The organism is Streptomyces sp. WI03-4A, assembly GCF_033792105.1.
GTDB classification, from domain to species: Bacteria; Actinomycetota; Actinomycetes; order Streptomycetales; family Streptomycetaceae; genus Streptomyces; species Streptomyces collinus_A.
In genome coordinates this window covers 61,374-79,988 of record NZ_JARAUO010000045.1, presented here as the reverse complement: position 1 = coordinate 79,988, position 18,615 = coordinate 61,374, and the positions used below count along the sequence as shown (strand labels likewise).

Below are 18,615 nucleotides of genomic sequence, written 5' to 3'. Positions count from 1 at the left end.
GCCGCGCACCGGCGCGCGCACCGCGCCGCGCACCCGCAAGGCCCGGCTGCGGGTCGCCAAGGCCGACCCGTGGTCGGTCATGAAGGTCAGCTTCCTGCTCTCCATCGCGCTGGGCATCTGCACGATCGTCGCGTCGGCGGTGCTGTGGATGGTCATGGACGCGATGGGCGTGTTCTCGACGGTCGGCGGCACCATCTCGGAGGCGACGGGCTCGAACGAGGCCAACGGCTTCGACCTGCAGGCCTTCCTCTCCCTCCCGCACGTCCTGATGTTCTCGACGATCATCGCGGTCATCGACGTCGTCCTCGCGACGGCGCTGGCCACGCTCGGCTCGTTCATCTACAACCTCTCCGCCGGCTTCGTGGGCGGCATCGAGCTGACGCTGGCCGAGGACGAGTGACCCGCCTGCCGGGTCCCGTCGGCAGCCCCCCGACAACCGATTTTGGGACTTCCCCGGTCGTGCGCTAATCTTCAGGAGTCAGCGCGCGGGACACACACCGCAGAGCGCGGCGGGGCTATAGCTCAGTTGGTTAGAGCGCATCCCTGATAAGGATGAGGCCACAGGTTCAAATCCTGTTAGCCCCACCAGCGAAAAGACCCCCGGTCCACTAGGGCCGGGGGTCTTTTGACGCCATGAGAGCTTCACCAGCCGACTCCTGGTTACCGACCAGCCCTCTGCCTGAACCGCACTGCTTCCTGACCGATCAGCCCGAGAGCTGTTACAGGTTTCTCTACCTCATCGAGCCCCGGCTGCGCTCCGCTGCGGGCGCCGCTCCTGCCTCCGGCCCGCTCCGCCCGCGCCGCGCCGACGCGCACCCACTGGTGGATAGGGCCGGTGGCCATGAGCCGATCACCGCATAGCGCGGCCACGGTCAGAACGATGCCTCCGGCGGGGTGAGACGGAGGCTGTGCATCCTTGGCCGGCGTGCCGGTTCCGGTGGCCGTCACCCCCCCCGACGCGTACCGCTGGCGGACTCGACCGGACAATGATCACCGAATTTCTGAAACACCAAATATGGAGCACGACTCATGGTGAAATCCGCCGCTCAGCAAGACTCCGGGCAGACATCAGCCCCCCAGACGGCACCTCTGGGGACCGAAGGGCTCGGACAACTGCGTGAGACGTTCCTGCCCAAGCGTGTCGGCCCTGTGCGGATCGCTGCCCTGCTGCTCATGGGGACCGTTTCCCTGATCCTTCCTCCCCTGGGCGCCTACTTCCTCTGGCTCGCTGCCCAGACGCCCGATCTCTCGCGCAAGCAGGCTGCCCGCCGACTGCACCTCTTCGAACATGGCCTGGCCGAGGTGGGGAAGAGCGGCGAAGTGTCCGTTTTCCGCTGGGACACGATGACGGTGCTTCAGGAGATCACCGAGCGGTACGCAAACGGCATATACGTCGGCACCACCTACGTCTACACGCTCCATCGCGCGGACGGTACGACGCTCAAGGTGACCGGCTTCTACGACCAGCCCGAGCACTGGGGCCCGGCGTTGCAGCAGGAGATCACCCGGGCACAGCTCCCCGGACTGCTCGCCGGGCTGGAGCAGGGCGGGACCCTGACCTACGGGGAGCTCTCGGTCAACCTGGGCGGTGTGGCCACCTCGAAGGACAGCCTGACGTGGCCGCAGATCGAGAAGGCCGAGCTCTCACAGGGAGTGCTGGTGCTGCGCAAGGCCGGCAAGAAACTGCCCTGGGCAAGGATGCCGGTCAAGAGGATCCCGAATCTCTTCCTCTTCCTCGCCCTCGTGGAGCAGCTCCGATACGGCGGGCCGCGCCAGGACGCCTGACCGCCGGAGCGCGGTCAAGGGCGATGAGGCCACAGGTTCAGATCCTGTGAGCCCCACCAGCACGAAGACCCCCGGTCCAAAGGGCCGGGGGTCTTTTGACGTCCGCTTCTGACAGCACCGGCGGCGGTCAGCCGATGAGTGGGGCCGCCTGGCTGTGCCGGAGGATCACCTGAGCGACCTTGGGCTGAACCGGCGGCTCACTTGGGAACTTGTCTCCCGCGTTAGGAGCATGACAAGGTAAACGAACGAGTGTTCGAGTACGTGGGAATGGATGAGCCCGTGAGAAAGCGCTCCTTATTGCTGGCCGGCGTGGCCCTGGCCGCCACGCTTCCCTTTGCCTCCGTGCAGCCCGCCTCCGCCGCTACGGTGTGCGCCCATGGCAAGGTGTGCACCTGGTTGAAGCGGAACTTCGAGGGCCACCGCCAGGACCGGAAGCTCACGCCGGGCTGCTACCCGGTGTCGGACGGCGGTGTCCGCACGGTGTCGAACCAGTCTGGCAGGAAGATCACCGTCTACAGCGACGATTCCTGCTACGGAGACAAGCTGGATCTCAAGAGCGGCACCTTCACCAGCGCCACCCCCTTCGTGGGCTACAGCATTGCCGTGTGGGGCCCCTGAGTCTGCGGCTCAAACCAACGCGGAAACGCTCGACCGAGTCTCGGTCGAGCGTTTCCGCGTTGTGGCTGCGCGAACCTGGCCGTCAAGCGCTCACAGATGTCTGACATCAGCGCAGCCGAGGGTCACGCCCATTGGCCCGCATCTGCGGGGCTGACCTCAGCCCTCTTCCGCCCGCCTGTTCGGTCAGGCGGGGGCCGGGGTCAGGGGGCGGGGGTCCGGGCGGTGGGGCTGCGGGGGTGAGAACAGGTCCTGTGCGCCGAGGAGGCGGAGCAGCCGGTCGACCGCCGGGCTGGAGCGCTGGATGACGACGGTCTTGCCGCGGCTCAGGGCCCGCAGGCGCAGTTCCAGCAGGACGGTGAGGCCGGCGCAGTCGCAGAAGGCGAGCTCGCTCAGGTCCAGGTCGAGGCCGTCGGCGGAGGCGGTGAGCGCCTCGCCCAGCGGGCCCTGGAGCCGGTTTCCCGTGACGAGGTCGAGTTCGCCGCGCACGGTGACCCGCACCCGGTCGCCGCTCGTCGTGTACGTCGTGGCCGTCCGGCCGGGGGGAAGGTCCTTCGCGGCGGCGTGTGCAGGCGGACAGTGCAGGCCCGGCGCAGTGCGGGTCTGGTGGGAAGGGTGCTGCATGGCTCACTCCCGATGCGCTCGCCGTCGTCCGCCTCCACGTTCCCTCACGAAGGGAACGTACGTCAACCTATACACGAACTCTTGTGCGTGCTTTTGAATGCGTGCATGTCCTTTCAGTACACTCGGCGCATGGATGAGGTGCCCGAGCCGCACAGCGGATGGACGTTCCTGACGAACCATGCCCGCGTCCTCGCGGCCATCGCTGACAACCAGAGCGCGCGCGTACGGGACATCGCCGCCCGCTGCCGACTCACCGAACGCGCCGTGCAGAAGATCATCGCCGACCTGGAGCAGGCCGGTTACCTCTCGCACACCCGCCAGGGCCGCGGCAACACGTACGAGATCGACCCCGGCCGGATCCTGCGCCACCCGACCGAGGCCGGCCAGGGCCTGACGGTGGCCTCGCTCCTCGCCCTGCTCGTCCGGGACGAGGCCCATCGCGCGATGCCGTACGGCGAGCACACGCCCGCGTCCACGTCCGACTGACGTTCCGCCAGGTCGTGGGCGGTCCCGTGCGGACGACTTCGGGTGGGGCCCGCAACCTTCCGTGTGGCTGGTGAGTCTCCTCGCTGTACGTTCCGCACGCACAGCGCGAAGGGTTCCCGTGCACCACAAGAGTCTTCACGCCGCCCGGGCCGGTGGTGTCCTGTCCGTCGTCCTCCTCGGTGGCCTGGTGGCCGCCGCGCCGCAGGCGGCGGGCGCCGACGGCGGCTGCTCGACGAACGTCTACGAGCGGACGTTCTACAAGAACACCTCGTTCTCCGGCTCCCCCGTGCGGACCGACTGCGACAGCGCCATCAGCCAGAGCTGGTCCGGCAGCCCGGCCGCGGGCGTTCCGTCGAACAACTTCGGTGTGCGCTGGTCGGTCACCCGCGACTTCGGTTCCGGCGGGCCCTTCTCGTTCACCGCCTCCGCCACCGACGGCGTCCGCGTCTACCTGGACGGCGTCCGCAAGATCGACCTGTGGAAGAACACCGGTGACACCGCCCGCTCCAAGGGCGTCGACGTCACCGTGCCCTCCGGCAGGCACACGCTGCGCGTCGACTACGTGAACTGGACCGGCGCCGCCAAGGTCAAGTGCACCTACGCGCCCCGGACCTCGGCGACGTACGACAGGACGAAGCCGCTCGCCCCCACCGGGGTGAAGACCGCCTACGACACCAAGACCCGCAGGACGACCGTCTCCTGGTCCGCCAACAAGGAGATGGACCTGGCGAGCTACGGGCTCTACCGCCGGCCTGTCGGCTCCAGCACCTGGACGAAGGTCACCACGACCACCGCCCGCAGCCACACCGACCCGCTGGTGAACCCCGACGACCGCACGCCCTACTACTACGAGGTGCGCGCCAAGGACAAGGCGGGCAACACCTCGTCGGGCAGCACGGACACCATCGTCCGCCCCCTGCCCGTCGTCACCTCGGTGACCGGCACCTACGACAAGGCGACCGGCAAGGTCACCCTGAAGTGGCCGCTCAACACCGAGCCGCACTTCGACCACTACACGGTGCTCAGCAACGACAAGGTCGAAGGCTCCTACGAGTGGGTCCCGCTCGGCACCACCAAGGGCAACACCTGGACCACCGATCCCGTCGTCCCCGACGGCGAATGGCGCCACTACCGCGTCCTCGTCACCAACGACGGCGGCACCACCACCTACAACCCGCCGTGGCTCAGCGCCGGTGCCACCAACGAGCTGTGGCTGGAGATCCCCGACGGCATCGCCCCGGCCTACGCCCCCGAGCTGACCCTCGGGACCTGCGCGGACGGCGTCCGGGCGACCGCCACGGACTACACACCCGCCCCGATCCGCGACTTCACCGGTTTCGAGATCGAGCGCCGCGTGGCCGAGACGGGTGCCTGGTCGGTCGTCCTGCACCAGGGCTTCGACCCGCGTCAGAGCAACGCCACGGCCGGCCTCTGCGACCGGCTTCCCGCGGACGGGCTCACCTACGAGTACCGGGCCCGCAGCTACGACGCGGCCGGCAACTACTCGCCGTACAGCGACGTCCGCGCCGTCACGGTGCCGCAGGGCTGACGGCCCGACGGACCTCACGGGCACGGGGTACGAGAAGGCCCGACCGCTGGCGACGGGGGATGCACCAGCGATCGGGCCATGGCCAAGGGTAACAAGGTTGCGCGGGCTGGGGGAGTCAACCGGCTTGTTGGCTCCGGTAGTTGGCCGATCTTGGCCGGTCAGCGTGGGCACGGCGGGTCGTACGACAGACGGGGCAGGTACTCCTGCCACCGCTGCGGGGTCAGGACCCCGCCGGTGACCGAGCAGATGTGCCGGATGGCCGTGTCGGCGTCCAGGCGCCACAGCCGCACCGTGTCGGCACCGCTCGACACCCCGAGCACATGGCTGCCGGGGCTGAAGGACAGGAAGTTGCCGGTCTTGGCGTAGGGGCTCATCGACTGCCCGATGGGAGTGGCCGAGTCGGGCCGGGTCACGTCCCACAGCCGGACCGTGTTGTCGTTGCCGCCGCTCGCCAGCGTGTTCCCGGACTCGCTGAACGTCAGGGACGTGACCGCCTCCGTGTGGCCGGTGAGCGGCGCTCCCAGCACCGCCGGCGTGCCCGGGTCGGTGACGTCCCAGAGCCGTACGGTGTCGTCGTCGCTGCCGCTGGCCAGGGTGTGGCCGTCGGGACTGTAGGCGAGCGCGTTGACCGGGCCGGTGTGCCGGCTGAGCGCGGGGCCGGTCCGGGTGGCGTGGCCGGGGTCGCTGACGTCCCACAGCCGGATGGTGCTGTCCGCGCTGCCGCTGGCCAGCGTGCGCCCGTCCGGGCTGAAGGCGAGGGAGTCGACGAAGCCCCGGTGGCCGGTGAGCGGCTTGCCGAGCGGGACGGTGCGCGCGGGGTCGCTGACGTTCCACAGCTGGATGGTGCGGTCGTCGTAGGCGGTGGCCAGCGTGCGTCCGTCGGGGCTGTAGGCCATCGAGTCGGGGCCCGCGAAGCGGGTGTGCAGGGTCAGCGGCGCCCCGGCCGGGACGGGGTGGGCCGGGTTGCGGACGTTCCACAGGTACAGCGACCCGTGCCCGGTCCGCACGGCGAGGGTGCGGCCGTCCGGGGAGAACGTCATCGACCGCTGGTAGCCGTCCGCCGCCATGAACGGCTTGCCCAGGGACACGGGCCGGCCGGGCGCGGCCACGTCGTACAACCGGATCCTGCCGTCGCGCGCCGCCGTGGCCAGTACCTTCCCGTCCGGCCGGAACGCACCGCTGCGGCCGATCATGTCCTGCGTCGGAACCGACCAGAGGCGGACCTTGCTGTCCCCGCTGCCGGTGGCCAGGGTGCGGCCGTCGGGGCTGAACCCGAGTGCGTACATCTCGCCGCTGCTGCCCGCGAGCGGCTCCCCGACCTGCGAAGGTGACGACGGGTCGGTGACGCTCCACAGGCTGGCGGTGCTGTCCGCGCTGGCGGCGGCGAGCCGGCCGCCGTCGGGGCTGAAGGCCACCGACCAGATGGGGCCGGTGTGCCCGGTGAGCGGGGAGCCGAGGGCTTTCGCGCGTGCCGGGTCGGCGACGTCCCACAGCCGGATCGTGTCGTCGGCGCTGCCGCTGGCCAGGGTGCGGCCGTCGGGGCTGAAGGCCACCGAGTGGACGAGGTCCGTATGGCCGGTCAGCACCTTCGGCAGGGGACGGGGGCGGTGCGGGTCGGCCGTGTTCCACAGCCGGATCGTGTTGTCGTCGCCGCCCGCCGCGAGCGTGCGCCCGTCGGGGCTGAACGCCACGCAGCGCACCGGCGCGGTGTGGCCGCCGAGCCTGCCGAGCGGTGCGGGCCGGTGCGGGTCGGCCACGTTCCACAGGCGTACGGTGCGGTCCTCGCTCGCGGAGGCCAGGGTGCGGCCGTCCGGACTGAAGGCGACCAGGTAGATCGTGCCGGTGTGGCCGGTGAGCGGCCGTCCCAGCGGGGTGGGGTGGGCGGGGTCGCGCACGTCCCACAGCCGGATCGTGCCGTCGTCGCCGGCGCTGGCCAGGGTGCGGCCGTCCGGGCTGAAGACCGCGCTGCTCACCCAGCTCGTGTGCCCGGTCAGGGGCTTGCCCAGGGGCTTCGGACGGGCCCGGTCGGCGACGCTCCACAAGCGGACGGTCCGGTCGTAGCTGGCCGTGGCGAGGGTCTTGCCGTCGGGGCTGAAGGAGGTGAGGTAGACGGCGCCCGTGTGGCCGAGCAGGGGGGTGGCCAGGGGCGCGTTCACGATCGAGATCAGTCTGCTGAACGTCCCCTCGTCGCCGGGGCGCAGCCGGTGGGCCACCAGGTCGAGCTGCGCGGCCAGCGACGGATCCGTGTGCTGCACGCGGTCCGCCTCGGCCAGCACCTGCTCGAACACGGCGTCGTCCCGCTGCTGCCACGCCACCACCGCCGAACCGGCGGCGAGCACCGCGAGCACGACCAGGGCGGCCACGGCGGCCCTGCTGATCAGGACCGTGCGCCGGCGCAGCCGGACCGAGGCGGCCAGGAACTGCACCGCGCCGCGCGTGAGATAGGTGTCCCCGGCGGACTTCGCCCAGGTGCGGGCCTGCTCGAGTCGGGAGCCGCGGTAGAGCAGCGAGCTGTCCCGGTCCGAGTCCTCCCAGGCGCGGCCGTCCTCCTCGAGGCGCTGGCGCAGCAGGTGGTCGCCGCGGTCCTCGTCGATCCAGTGGCGCAGCCGCGGCCAGGCGTGCAGGAGTGCCTCGTGGGTGATCTCCACGGTCTCCGCGTCGAGCGTCACCAGCCGGGCGCGCACCAACGCCTCCAGCGACTCCTCCGTCTTGCCGGGATCGGCCGACTCCTGGGCGAGCTGGCGGCGCGTGCCGCGGCGGCGGGTGGCCTGGGTGTCCTCGCCCAGCCGGACGAGCCGCAGCAGGAGCAGCCGGGCGGCCGAGCGCGCGGCCGAGTCGAGGCTGGACCAGGCGCGCTCGGCGGTCGCCGCCACCGCGCCCTGGATGCCGCCCGCAGCGCGGTAGCCGGCCAGCGTCAGCCGGCCCGCCTTGCGGCGCTGCCAGGTGGCGAGCAGGGCGTGGGAGAGGAGCGGGAGCACTCCGGCGTCGTGCGCTCCGCGCGGGCCGTCGGCGCTCACCTCGCGCACGATCAGCTCGGCCAGCCCCGGTTCCAGCTCCAGCCCGACGGCCTTGGCGGGGCCGGTCACCGCCTCGCGCAGCTCCGCCGTGGTCAGCGGGCCGAGGACCATGTGGCGGTGCTGGAGGGCGTCGGCCAGTTCCGGGTAGCCGAGGCACTGCTCGTAGAAGTCGGCGCGGACGCCGAGGACCACGAGGACGGGGGGCGGGTCGGACGAGCCGGCGGCCGGGGTGCAGGCGGCGCGCAGGAACTGCAGGAACGTACGGCGGCCGGGCTCGTCGGAGCAGAGGGTGAACGTCTCCTCGAACTGGTCGACGATGATCACCGGGCGGGTGGCGAGGGAGCCGGCGTCGGGCTGCGGGGCCGCGGCGGGGGCGGGACCGGGGGGCGGATCGTCGGAGGCGGGCTCCTGGGCCGGGTCCGGGTGCGCGGCGGGGCCGAGCGCGGCGCCCGGTCGCGCTTCCATGGCGGCGCCTGACTCACGGTCCGGTGCCGCTCCCGGCTCACGGTCCGGTGCCGAGTCGTCCGGCCGGCGGTGGTGCGCGCGCGAGGACGTCTCCCGGTGCGCCCAGGCCCTGACCGCCTCCCGCACCGCGCGGGCGAAGTGGGGTGCGTCGGCGCCCGGTGCGGTGGGGTGGTGCGCGGCCTCCTCCTCGGCCTCGCGGGCCGCGGCGGCCAGGTCGGCGAGCTCCGGGATGCGGCGGGTCAGCTCGCCGAGCGGGTCGGCGCCCGGGACGAGCTGCAGCACGGCGCCCGGCCGCTCCGCGCCGTCCCCCGGCAGGCCGTCCTCCAGGGCCCCGCCCTGGACCGCGGGCACCAGACCGGCGTTCAGCAGCGACGACTTCCCCGCGCCCGAGGCACCGACGAGCATGATCAGGCCGCCCGTCTTCTCGGCGGCCCGCAACTGGGCCACCAGGGCCTCCGTGCTCCGCTCCCGCCCGAAGAACCAGCGGGCGTCCTCCTGGCGGTAGGGCGCCAGGCCCCGGTAGGGGCACACGCCACCGGCGACGGGCGGTGCCGCGTCCGTCGCCTGCCGGTCCTCCTCGGCGGGCGCCGTCGTGCGGTCGGCGACCGGCCCGGCCAGGGCCTGCTCCCACAGGCGCTGCCACTGGGCGAGGTCGTACAGACCGGCGGAGACGGGGGCGGGCCGCGCCCGGCGGGCCTCGGGGATCAGGATCTGCAGGACGGCCGCGAGGGCGGCGAACTGGGCCGGTACGTTCTTCGCCCGCCGCCAGTCGCTGATGCGCTGGGCGGACACCCGCACGGGCCGTCCGCGCTCGTCCACGCGCTGCAGCCGGACGACCGACTCCGACACGCTCTTCAGGGGAGGGTTGCCGGCCTCCTTGTAGAGCAGCGCGAGGCGCTCCGCGAAGGCCGTACGTGCCCCTGAGTCGGAACCCAAGGCCCCACCCCTTACTCCCCCCGCGGCTGAACGTCCGGACCGGAAAACTCACCCTATACGGCTGACCTGCGGCGAAGCCCTGGACCGGAGACCGGAACCTCCTCGCCGGGGGCCACAAATGGCAGGATCACGACCCGGTAGCCGGTCCATCACGCATCGTCCGGACAGGCCACCGGGCCCGCCCGCGCCGCACACCGCCCCGGGTGCCGAACGTTCTCGGTCAACTTCGTCCGGGAGGCGCCCAGGGCCCCGAGAACCCCCACGACCCGAAGACCACCGACCCGAAGTCCCGCCCGATCCGGGGCCCCCACGGCCCCGGAGCTCCCTGGGCCAGGCCCCCACGGCCCCCGAGGTCCCGAGGTCCCCACGGCCCCGGAGATCCGAAGACAGCACGGACGCCGCACTCCCCGGACCCGATTCGCGCAGACATGCCGAAAGGCGCGGATCGACGTCACCCGCTCCGTCCGGCACCGGTCCCCACGAGGGGAGGGACCGGTGCCGGACGGGCCGGTGTGGGCGCGCCGTGCGGACACCGGAGCGGGAAGCCGGGAGGCCCAGCCGAGCCCCGGCTGAGTCGCTGTGCCCTGTGCGTCAGCCCATCCAGCCTGCCGCCCAGGCGGCGGCGACGGCGCTCCGTTCGGCCTCGTCGGCGGCGGTGTTCAGGACGGCGTCCCGGCCCTGGGCCGTGCCGCCCGCCGCTGCGGCGGCCGCCTGGGAGGCGGTCAGCGCGGCCCGTAGGGCGGGTGAGGCGCCGGTGCCCTCGCGGGCCGCGGCCACCTGGGCCGCCAGGGCCGCCGCCGCGGCCGCGTTCCGGGCGCAGCGGGCGTCCGCCGCCGGATCGGGCGCGCTCCCGGCCAGCGCTTCGAGCGAGCCGGAGGCCAGCCGCAGCGCGCCGGCTGCCCGGCCGACGGGGCTCGTCGGTACCGGCTGGGCGGCTTCCCGCGCGATCCCGCAGTGCCGGCAGATGGCCGCGGCACGGTCGTACGCGCTGTGCGCCCGCCCGGCATGGGCCCTTCTCAGCTCGGCCGCCGACGGCGCGGTTCCCGCCCGGCTCTCCTCGCGTCCGCTCATCCTCGGTCTCCCTCGGCCTCGGGGCACCGGCCCGGCGGGGTCCGGGGCCGGGCGCGGGCAGGGTGCCACGCCGGTCGTGAGGAGGCCAGACGTTGCGCGGGACCGGGTGCGCGGGACGGGTGCGCGCGGCGGGTGCGATCCGGAGGCCGGCCCGAAGGCGTCCCCGAGACCGAGGGCGTGCCCGAGAGCCCGGACGGCCGCGCTGGAGATCTGACGGTACGTCAGCTATGGTCGGCGCGCCGGTCGTTACCGAAGGGGTGAGCGCCATGGTGAAGCGTCCCGACTGCCCGCGACCTCCCGGTGCCCCGCGCTGGGTCGCGATGTTCCACCGGGCGTCCGACGACTCCTGGCGGCTGGCGGCCGAGTCGCCCGACCGGACCCCCGTGCTGTACGCGGTCGGGGACATGACACAGACGGTACGGGCGCGCGGCGACGAGGTGGCGGTCGCCCTGTGGGGCCCGCGGGACGGCGCCTGGCACCGCTTCGAGACCCCGGCAGCCGCGGCCGTCGCGGGCGGGCGCGTCCAGGAACCCGCCGAGCCCGCCGAGGAGCCCGTCAAGCTCGCCGAACGCATGGCGGACCGCCGGCACCAGGTGCTCATGGCCGGACTGAGCAGGGCGGGTCTGTACGACCTCTCCCCCGAGGACGAGCCGGCGGTACGGGCGCTGGTCGAGCGGCTCGACGAGCCCACGGTCCGCCGGGTCGCGCACTGGCTGTCCGCCGCGGCGGCCGGCCGCTGAGCGCCGGGTGACCCCGGTTGACGGCGTGGCGCACCGGGCAGTGACGTCCTGAAGCCGGTCGGCCGACCGGCGGGCCGCCCACGGGGGAGGCCGAGGTCCCGTACGGCTGGAGGACGTATGAAGGTCACCGTCGACCGGGGCGTGTGCTACGGCTCCGCCGAGTGCGCGCACCGGGCGCCGTCCGTGTTCGCCTTCGAGGACGGGTACGGCGTGGTGCGGCCCGGCCGGGCGGACAGCGGGGACGATCCGCAGGTGCGCGAGGCGGCGGAGAAGTGTCCGTCGCAGGCCATCGTGCTCGCCGAATGACCCTTGTCCGTCAGGTGACTTGGGGAGGACAGGACCAGGCGAAGTCCGTCAGTGCCCGTGCCCTGGACTCCGCCACGGCCATGCGGGCGTCCCGTTCGGCCGGGTCCACGTGCGGGGCCTGACTGGTCATCTGCCCTTCCCACTTGCGGTACAGCAGGCCGGGCTCGGCGGAGAACCAGCCGCGGGAGACCGCGTCCAGGGCGAGGAGCAGACCGGTGTCCTCGGAGGCGGGCAGCGCCATCCAGCCGCCCAGCGCGGTCAGCAGGTCACGGCGGACGAAGAGGGTCGCGGGGTGCACCGGCGCCCGGAACCCGTTCTCCTTCCACCGGCGCAGGACGGACCCGCGCTCGACCGGTCCTTCGGCCGGGTCGCCGGGGAAACCGGCCGTGGAGCCGTCGGGCAGCAGGTCGAGGACCCGGCAGGTGGCCCAGCCGAGCGTGCGGTCGGCCTCCAGCGCGGCCAGGTCGCGGGCGAGGGCGCCGGGGGTGAGCTGGTCGTCGGCGTCCAGGACCTTCACGTACTCCCCGTCGGCGTGCGCCAGCGCGAGGGTGCGGGCGATGCCGGGGCCGCCCGGCCGGCCCTGACGGAAACTGACTCGCGCGTCGTCCGGGACGTAAGGCCCGACCTCGTCCGTGCGGCCGTCCTCCTGGATCACCCAGCGCCACTCCCAGCCGTCCGGGAGCCACTGCTCGCTCAGCGACTTGTAAGCCTCCGGCAGGAAACGCGCGGACGGTGCGTGGACGGCGGTGACTACGGTGATGCGCACCCGGCCAGGCTATGACCCCCTGAGGAGGCCGACGACCGAGGGTGGTGGGGGTCGGGAAAAGCGCGAGACCCCCGGCCGATCCCGGCCGGGGGTCTGTCCGTGTCGACTGGTGCGTACGCAAGTCGCCCGTGCTGTCGAGACGGTCGCGGTCCTGCGTGCTGCGCTCCGCTCAGCAGTCGAGCTGTGCGGTGGTCTGGGGGGCCGTGTCCGTCTCCGCCTCGGTCTCGTCGAGGGGGCGGTGCCGGCAGCTGGGGGACTTTCCGTGGGCCTCGGCCCGAATGCGCTGCTTCATCGTGGGGGGAAGGGCCCTGCCGTGGGACCAGGCCCAGTGGTTCATCAACGGGATCGTCGGGGCCGTCTGCGTCTGCGTCTCGGCGCCGGTGGCCGGGGCCTCGGTCTGGGCGGCCGCGGTGGTCGCGGTGGCGAGTCCGAGCGCCGTGCACAGCGCGAGGAAGGCGGTGACGATGGCGGTCCACAGCTGCGCGACCTTGTTGTTCCCGGTCATGACCCCTCACTTTCAGGTTGGGCGATTTGCGTACTTTGTTCATGATGTGTATGGGGGTTGCGAAGTGTGGGACCGACGCCCACGGCGCGGCGATGTTCCGATGAACACCACTCGGATGGGTGCACGACGGTCAGAAAAGCCGCAAAAGCAGGTGAGGACGAGCGAAGGGGGAGAAAGTAACGGTCCGTGGGGGCCCGATCACCCTGTGGCCACAACCGTCGCCGACCTGGGCTATTGCGCTGAAGGGGGCGGGAGTTGGGGCCCCACGCAGGTCACCGATCGATATCGGTCGGTGTGTATAGTCGGGCGCCAGAGGTCCCCTACGTCAAGGAAAGACGAGGTCGCGCGGTGAAGAAGCTGCTCCTGGTCGCACTGGCCGCCATCGGCGGGCTCCTCGTGTACCGCCAGATCCAGGCGGATCGCGCCGAGCAGGACCTGTGGACGGAGGCGACTGACTCCGTGCCCACGGGTTCGTGAGTACCGATCCAGATTTCGATCAGACCCCGGCCGCCCTCGCGGTCGGGGTTTTGTGTTGTCCGGACGGCTTCCCCGCGCGCCCTCGTGTTGCCGCTTCCCGGAGGGTGAGGTAGGCGTCCGGTGACACGGCCCCGCCCGGGTCGGAATTTCGGACGGCCGTACGGATTCCCCGGATGGCGCAGGCCGGTCCGGGGCAGGATGGGCCACGGCCGAAGGCGCGGGTACGGAGCGACGGGAGTGGCACGTGCGGGGGCGTGGGACGTGGTGGTGGCGGGGCGGCCGGCCCGGGGGAGCCGTGCGGGCGGCGGTGGTCGCGGCCGTCCTGTGCGCCGTGGCCGCGCTGCCGGGCGTGACCGCGGCCGCCGACGGACCCACGGCGTACGCCTTCGCCCCGGACGCCGTGCCCGTCACGGGTACGGCGGGCACCTCGGACGCCCCCCGGCTCGAACCGGGCCGGACCTACCGCGGCTCCCTCCCCGTGCACGGCCGGCTCTCCTACCGACTCGACCTCGACCGTACGACCACGGCGTACGTCCCCGTCACCGCCGTACCCCCCGCGCACGCCACCGTGTCCGCCACCGACGGCATCCGTGTCTCGGTCCGGGACGCGCACGGCGGATCGTGCTCGTACGCCGCCGCCCGCTTCGGCGGCGCGCTGAGCCCGCGTCCCGTCACGGCCCTCGGCCGGCGCGAGGCCGGCCGCACGTCGTGCCAGGGCGCTGGGGCGTACTACCTGCTGGTGGAACGGCTGGACTCCGGGAGTCCAGGACGCCCGGGCGGCTCCGCCGCGGCGGGCTCCGGGCGGCCCTGGGACCTGGAGATCGCCCCCGTCACCGAGCCGCGCCCGGCGCGTGCCGGGTCCACCACCGCGCCCCGGACCTGGGACTCCGCCTCTCCCGAACCCCTCCCCGGCGAGCCCCGGGAGCGGGCCGGCGGCGCCGGGTTCGCCGGGGCCAGGCCGCTGGGCCAAGGGGTCTGGCGGTCCCGCGTCGTACCCGGCCAGACCCTCTTCTACAAGGTGCCGCTCGACTGGGGGCGCCGGGTACACGCCGTGGCCGAGCTGGGCGGCGCCGCCCACGGGCACGGCTATGTCGTCGGCGCGCTGAACCTCTCGCTCTACAACCCCGTCCGCGGACACGTCGACGACGCCTCCCTCGGCTACACGGGCACCGCGCGGAGCGCCGCGCTCGCCCCGCTGCCGCCCGTGGAGTACGCCAACCGGTACGCCGTGCTGACCGGGGAGAGCGCGGTGCGCTTCGCCGGCGCGTACTACCTGGTCGTGCACCTCAGCGAGCGGATGACCGACACCTTCGGGTCAGGGCCGTTCACGGTGACGCTGCGGGTGCGGATCGACGGACAGGCGCACGAAGGACCCGGCTACGCGGGCCGGCCGGTACCGGCGGGCGTCTTCACGGTCACCGAGCAGGACCGCGCGGCCGCGACGACCGGGAGCGCGGGGGGCGACGGCACCGCGATGAAGGCGCTCGCGGCGGGCGGGATCGGCACCGGGACCGCGCTGCTGCTGGTGCTGGGTGTGTGGACGGTGGCCGCCCGGCGGGCTCAGACGCGGGCCAGCGCCCAGAAGCCCACGGCGTAGCAGGCCAGCGCCAGCAGCAGCAGCGGGATGGCCGCCTTGGCCGGGGGACCCGGACGGCGGGCCCGGTGGCCGCGTGCACGGGCCGGCGCGGGCGCGGGCGGCGGCGTGAGCGCCGGGGTCCGCGGGTCCTGGGCGGTGTACGAGGCGGTGCCGGTGTCGGCGCGCGGGACCGCCTCCGGGGCCGGGACCGGGACCGCTGGGGTGGCCGGGGCGGACTGCCAGGCGCCGTACGGCCGGGGGGCCGGGGGAGCCAGGGGAGCTACGGGGTGGGTGGGGGGAGTGGCGGGCTGCTCGGCCGAGGGCGGGTCGGTGGCCAGGTGGCCCGGCCGGTCGTACGGCCCGTATCGGTCGGACTGGCCGCCGTGCCGCTGCCGTCCCGCCTCGCGGGCCGGGAGGTACGGCTGGGGGCTCGGGGTCGGCTGGGGCGGCGGCAGGTGGAAGCTTCCGGTGTCCGACATGGAGACGGCCGCCGACACGGACGCCGACGAGGACGTCGGCGAGGAGGGCGCGGAGTGCTCGGGCCCGTCGGTCTCCGCGCGGGGACCGAGGCGGGGATCGACGGTCCCGCTGCCGGGTTCCGGCCGCGCGGCGCCGCCGGTCCCGTCGGTGGTGCCTGTACCGGTGCCGCTGCCGCCGGGCGTCCCCATGGGCCGTACCTGTACGCCGGGGGCGCGCTTGAGCGGGCCGTCGGTACCGAACCCGGGCGGCAGCGGGCCGAGCTGGTCGAAGATCTCGATCAGTTCGTCGTCGGGGCCGGGTTCCGGCAGCAGTTCGGCGGCGGCGGCGAGCGCCTTGCGCGCTCCCGTGGCGGTGCGGAACCGGGCGGCCGGGTCGGGCTGGAGCAGGGTGGCCACCACCTGCCACAGCGGCTCGGGCACCCCCTTGGGCGGTCCCGGCGTCCCGTGCTCGGTGAAGTACTGGACGAGCGCTTTGGCGTCCGGCTTGGCCCCTTCCAGCAGGTACAGGGCGACCAGCCCCACGGCGAACAGGTCGGCGGGGAAGTCCGGTTCGGAGCCCAGCATCTGTTCGGGCGCGAGATAGCCGGGCGTGCCCACGACGAGGTTGGTGTCGGTCAGCCGGGGCTCGCCGAACCGCATGGCGATGCCGAAGTCCGAGAGCCGCAACCGGGGCCGTGCGGTGCCGGTGGCTTCGAGCAGCACGTTGGCGGGCTTGATGTCCCGGTGCACGACCCCTTCCGCGTGCACCGCGGCGAGACCCGAGAGCAGCTGGTCGAGCAGGGTGCACACGAACCCGGGCGGCAGCGGCCCGTAGTCGCCGACGAGGTGGACCAGCGAGCCGCCCCCGACCAGGTCCATCGTGAACAGGACCTTGTCGTCGTCGGCGGCCCAGCTGGCCGGGGCGAGGACATGCGGATGGTCGATGCGCAGCGCCTGTTCGCGCACGAAGCGCAGCAGCGAGTGGGCATCGCGCTGCTGGAGCACCTTGGCCGCCACGTAACGGCGGCGCCGGTGGTCCCAGGCACGCCAGACGGCGCCCGCGCCGCCACGTCCGATCGGGTCGGCCAGCTCGTACCGGCCGGCGAAGACCTCACCCATGACAGTCCGCCGCTCCTCCCCCTAGGCCCTGTGGACTCCCCCCAGGGCCTGTGGACTCCCCCTACCCAAGCGGCCCCGGTCCTGCCCCTGCTGGACCGTGCCGCTGTGGCCCGGTTCCCGGACCCCCTCCGGGCAACCGGGCCGCGGGGTCAGTTCTGGTGGGACTGGTAGTGCGCGACGGCGTCCGAGGTGCGGCCGGCGCCGTAGACCTTGAGGAACTCGGCCAGTTCGGGGTGGCTCGGGGCCAGGCTGTCGGCGGCGTCGATGATGTCACCGGCGGCGGCCACGGACCGCAGCAGCGACTGGATCTCGCGCACCACGCGCTTGACCGTCGGCGCACCCGAACTGCTCGTCGTCTGCGTGGTGTTGCTCAGCACCGAGCCCCCCTGGGACTTCTTGATCTCGTCCATGCGGTCGGTGGCCTCCGCCGCGCTGACACTGCCGTCCGCGACCTGCGCCGCCAGCTCCTGCAGCAGCTGCACCCGCTGGACCACGGCGGGATTGCCGATCTTCGCGCGCTGGCCGCTCATCAGCTGCGACAGCATGGGGGCCGACAGGCCCAGCACCGCCGCGAGCCGGGCCTGGTTCAGCCCGAGATCGTCGATGAGCTTACGGAAGAGCGCCCCCAACGGCTCCCCGTACCAGTTCCGCTGCAGCTCCCGCGCTCTGGCGGTGGCTTCCTGCTGTGCGGCGTCCATTGCGTCTCCCCATCGCTTCCCCTGAAAACCGCGGTTCGCTGTAGCGAACCACGTCGAGCATCTTACGGAGAGTGGTCATCCACGGGGACCCCCAATCTTTTTGCGGGATACGGGGGGTGACCCGGTACTCTGGTCTGCGGCGCCCTCCGGATCGCGAGATCTACGGTCGGTGCTTCCCTCCGGGGGCCTTAGCTCAGTTGGTAGAGCGCCGTCTTTGCATGGCGGATGTCAGGGGTTCGACTCCCCTAGGCTCCACACACGAGACCCCCTCTGATCTGCGTGAATGCGGTCAGAGGGGGTCTTTTCGCGCGCTGGGCCGTGCCGGGCCGTGCCGCGCCGGGGCCGAAGACGGTCCGCGGGCGGGAGCGGACGGCCCCAGGTCTCAACTCGATGGGGAGGGGCGCCTCATGAGAGGCCGGCCCGTTCATCGGTGGCACGGGCGGGGCCGGTTCCACGTGAAACATGCGGTGGGGCGGACGACTATGTAGTCGTCCGCCCCACCGCATGTTTCACGCGACGGCCAGTGGCCTCACTCCTGGTCGTCGCGGTTCGCGGCCTCGTCCTCCGCCTGCTTCGCCTGGACCTCAGGGTCCAGGACCGAGCCGCTGCCGTCCACGGAACTCAGACGGCCGGACTCCGGGACCTCCGTCGCGGCCGGCGGCTCCACCAGCCAGTCGGGATTGGCCTGCTTGTCCCACCACTTCCAGATCGCGAAGGCACCGCCGGCCACCAGGCCGAACGCCGCCAGGATCTTCACGGCACGACCGGTCCGGCCGCGCCGCTCGTGCTTGCGGGCCAGCTTCTGGATCTCCCGGGTCGAGACCTGACCGCGCAGCGCGGCGAGAGCGGCGACACCGGCGGCCGCGCTCCGCGCGGCTGCCTCGTCCGCCACCGGGGTGGCCGCGGCCACCGCCTGCTCGATCTTCGGACGCGAGTAGTCGGCCGCCTGCCGGGCGGCCTTGCGGGTAACGGCGGCGGCTTCCTGTGCGGCCAGGTCCACCTTCTGCGGCACATGCGCACGAGCCTGTTCAAGGCGTGGGGCGAGCCGGGCGTCGTACTGCTCGCGGGCCTGCTCTGCGGCCTGCGACACCACGGGCGCCAGTCGTACGCGTGCCTCCTGCGCGTAGTACGCGGCACGCTCCTTGGCCGTGTCGGCGTAGGGCGCCACCACTTCCGCGGCGTGCAGCACGCTGTCCCTCGCCGAGCCGGTCGCGGCGCGCACGCTGTCGATGCGGGTCACGGGTTCCTCCTCCTCGGTGGCGTACGGTAATCGACTTTCCACCCTTTTACGGATCATGCCTGTCAGCTGCCCGCGCGGCATGCGAGGGCGGGCATATGGGTGCAACCGGTGCTTCCCGTCGACCCTGCCACGAATCGCCGTCGCGCGCGCCCCCACCGGCGGAACTCGCGGCGGCCCGGTTT

At 73.0% G+C, this 18,615-nt stretch carries 17 protein-coding genes and 2 tRNA genes; 11 read left to right on the top strand and 8 right to left on the bottom strand.

Going from position 1 to position 18,615, the window contains the following annotated elements:
* From PV343_RS33480 to PV343_RS33465, 4 genes are all read left to right on the top strand, one after another.
* A partial coding sequence (locus PV343_RS33480) for a DUF3566 domain-containing protein (protein ID WP_319150801.1) occupies positions 1–400 on the top strand: 400 nt, incomplete at its 5' end.
* 111 nt (positions 401–511) lie between these two features.
* A tRNA-Ile gene (locus PV343_RS33475) sits at positions 512–588 on the top strand.
* Positions 589–1,029: 441 nt separating this feature from the next.
* Positions 1,030–1,785 (top strand): DUF6585 family protein, encoded by a 756-nt coding sequence (locus tag PV343_RS33470; protein ID WP_319150800.1) that lies wholly within the window; start codon positions 1,030–1,032, stop codon positions 1,783–1,785.
* A 249-nt stretch (positions 1,786–2,034) separates the two neighbouring features.
* Complete coding sequence (locus tag PV343_RS33465; RefSeq protein ID WP_319150799.1) at positions 2,035–2,403, top strand: peptidase inhibitor family I36 protein; 369 nt, start codon at positions 2,035–2,037, stop codon at positions 2,401–2,403.
* Positions 2,404–2,586: 183 nt separating this feature from the next.
* On the opposite strand, the gene PV343_RS33460 is transcribed toward PV343_RS33465, so the two are convergent.
* Entirely contained in the window at positions 2,587–3,024 is a 438-nt protein-coding gene (locus tag PV343_RS33460) for an STAS domain-containing protein (RefSeq protein ID WP_319150798.1), read from the bottom strand.
* Between the two features lie 129 nt (positions 3,025–3,153).
* On the opposite strand from PV343_RS33460, the gene PV343_RS33455 reads away from it, so the two are divergent.
* Positions 3,154–3,510 (top strand): helix-turn-helix transcriptional regulator, encoded by a 357-nt coding sequence (locus PV343_RS33455; protein ID WP_319150797.1) that lies wholly within the window; start codon positions 3,154–3,156, stop codon positions 3,508–3,510.
* 118 nt (positions 3,511–3,628) lie between these two features.
* Complete coding sequence (locus PV343_RS33450; RefSeq protein WP_319150796.1) at positions 3,629–5,059, top strand: PA14 domain-containing protein; 1,431 nt, start codon at positions 3,629–3,631, stop codon at positions 5,057–5,059.
* A gap of 158 nt (positions 5,060–5,217) precedes the next feature.
* On the opposite strand, the gene PV343_RS33445 is transcribed toward PV343_RS33450, so the two are convergent.
* Together PV343_RS33445 and PV343_RS33440 are read right to left on the bottom strand one after the other, a co-directional pair.
* Positions 5,218–9,477, bottom strand: coding sequence for a hypothetical protein (locus PV343_RS33445; RefSeq protein ID WP_319150795.1), 4,260 nt, complete (start codon positions 9,475–9,477; stop codon positions 5,218–5,220).
* 591 nt (positions 9,478–10,068) lie between these two features.
* Positions 10,069–10,548, bottom strand: a complete 480-nt coding sequence (locus PV343_RS33440) for a hypothetical protein (protein WP_319150794.1) — start codon at positions 10,546–10,548, stop codon at positions 10,069–10,071.
* 266 nt (positions 10,549–10,814) lie between these two features.
* Between PV343_RS33440 and PV343_RS33435 the strand changes: the two genes are divergently transcribed.
* The gene (locus tag PV343_RS33435) at positions 10,815–11,288 is read left to right on the top strand and encodes a hypothetical protein (protein WP_319150793.1); all 474 of its coding nucleotides are present in this window, start codon (positions 10,815–10,817) and stop codon (positions 11,286–11,288) included.
* A gap of 117 nt (positions 11,289–11,405) precedes the next feature.
* Entirely contained in the window at positions 11,406–11,594 is a 189-nt protein-coding gene (locus PV343_RS33430) for a ferredoxin (protein WP_317444397.1), read from the top strand.
* Positions 11,595–11,604: 10 nt separating this feature from the next.
* Here the strand turns inward: PV343_RS33430 and PV343_RS33425 are convergent, their stop codons facing one another.
* Both PV343_RS33425 and PV343_RS33420 read right to left on the bottom strand, forming a co-directional pair.
* Positions 11,605–12,360 (bottom strand): glycosyltransferase family 2 protein, encoded by a 756-nt coding sequence (locus tag PV343_RS33425; protein ID WP_319150792.1) that lies wholly within the window; start codon positions 12,358–12,360, stop codon positions 11,605–11,607.
* Positions 12,361–12,529: 169 nt separating this feature from the next.
* Positions 12,530–12,865 carry a DUF6344 domain-containing protein gene (locus tag PV343_RS33420; RefSeq protein WP_319150791.1) on the bottom strand — a complete coding sequence of 112 codons (336 nt, stop codon included), beginning with the start codon at positions 12,863–12,865 and terminating at the stop codon, positions 12,530–12,532.
* A gap of 348 nt (positions 12,866–13,213) precedes the next feature.
* Between PV343_RS33420 and PV343_RS33415 the strand changes: the two genes are divergently transcribed.
* Positions 13,214–13,342: a DLW-39 family protein gene (locus PV343_RS33415; protein ID WP_003999697.1), complete on the top strand. Its 129-nt coding sequence runs from the start codon at positions 13,214–13,216 to the stop codon at positions 13,340–13,342.
* Positions 13,343–13,586: 244 nt separating this feature from the next.
* Positions 13,587–14,939 carry a hypothetical protein gene (locus PV343_RS33410; RefSeq protein ID WP_319150790.1) on the top strand — a complete coding sequence of 451 codons (1,353 nt, stop codon included), beginning with the start codon at positions 13,587–13,589 and terminating at the stop codon, positions 14,937–14,939.
* Here the strand turns inward: PV343_RS33410 and PV343_RS33405 are convergent.
* A complete protein-coding gene (locus tag PV343_RS33405) occupies positions 14,903–16,495 on the bottom strand; it encodes a serine/threonine-protein kinase (protein WP_319150789.1) in 1,593 nt (530 codons plus the stop codon). The two genes, PV343_RS33410 and PV343_RS33405, sit on opposite strands and share 37 nt — an antisense overlap.
* A 149-nt stretch (positions 16,496–16,644) precedes the next feature.
* On the bottom strand, positions 16,645–17,193 hold the full coding sequence (locus PV343_RS33400; RefSeq protein ID WP_020941124.1) for a helix-turn-helix domain-containing protein: 549 nt from the start codon (positions 17,191–17,193) through the stop codon (positions 16,645–16,647).
* A gap of 182 nt (positions 17,194–17,375) precedes the next feature.
* Between PV343_RS33400 and PV343_RS33395 the strand changes: the two genes are divergently transcribed.
* A tRNA-Ala gene (locus PV343_RS33395) sits at positions 17,376–17,448 on the top strand.
* Between the two features lie 274 nt (positions 17,449–17,722).
* Here PV343_RS33395 and PV343_RS33390 read toward each other — a convergent pair.
* Positions 17,723–18,433 carry a DUF5324 family protein gene (locus PV343_RS33390; RefSeq protein ID WP_319150788.1) on the bottom strand — a complete coding sequence of 237 codons (711 nt, stop codon included), beginning with the start codon at positions 18,431–18,433 and terminating at the stop codon, positions 17,723–17,725.
* Positions 18,434–18,615 lie beyond the last annotated feature (182 nt).

Coding starts and splice junctions, on each gene's coding strand:
- PV343_RS33405 (WP_319150789.1), bottom strand. CDS start 16,495: ATGGGTGAGGTCTTCGCCGGCCGGTACGAGCTGGCCGACCCGATCGGA.
- PV343_RS33435 (WP_319150793.1), top strand. CDS start 10,815: ATGGTGAAGCGTCCCGACTGCCCGCGACCTCCCGGTGCCCCGCGCTGG.
- PV343_RS33420 (WP_319150791.1), bottom strand. CDS start 12,865: ATGACCGGGAACAACAAGGTCGCGCAGCTGTGGACCGCCATCGTCACC.
- PV343_RS33440 (WP_319150794.1), bottom strand. CDS start 10,548: ATGAGCGGACGCGAGGAGAGCCGGGCGGGAACCGCGCCGTCGGCGGCC.
- PV343_RS33400 (WP_020941124.1), bottom strand. CDS start 17,193: ATGGACGCCGCACAGCAGGAAGCCACCGCCAGAGCGCGGGAGCTGCAG.
- PV343_RS33470 (WP_319150800.1), top strand. CDS start 1,030: ATGGTGAAATCCGCCGCTCAGCAAGACTCCGGGCAGACATCAGCCCCC.
- PV343_RS33430 (WP_317444397.1), top strand. CDS start 11,406: ATGAAGGTCACCGTCGACCGGGGCGTGTGCTACGGCTCCGCCGAGTGC.
- PV343_RS33460 (WP_319150798.1), bottom strand. CDS start 3,024: ATGCAGCACCCTTCCCACCAGACCCGCACTGCGCCGGGCCTGCACTGT.
- PV343_RS33455 (WP_319150797.1), top strand. CDS start 3,154: ATGGATGAGGTGCCCGAGCCGCACAGCGGATGGACGTTCCTGACGAAC.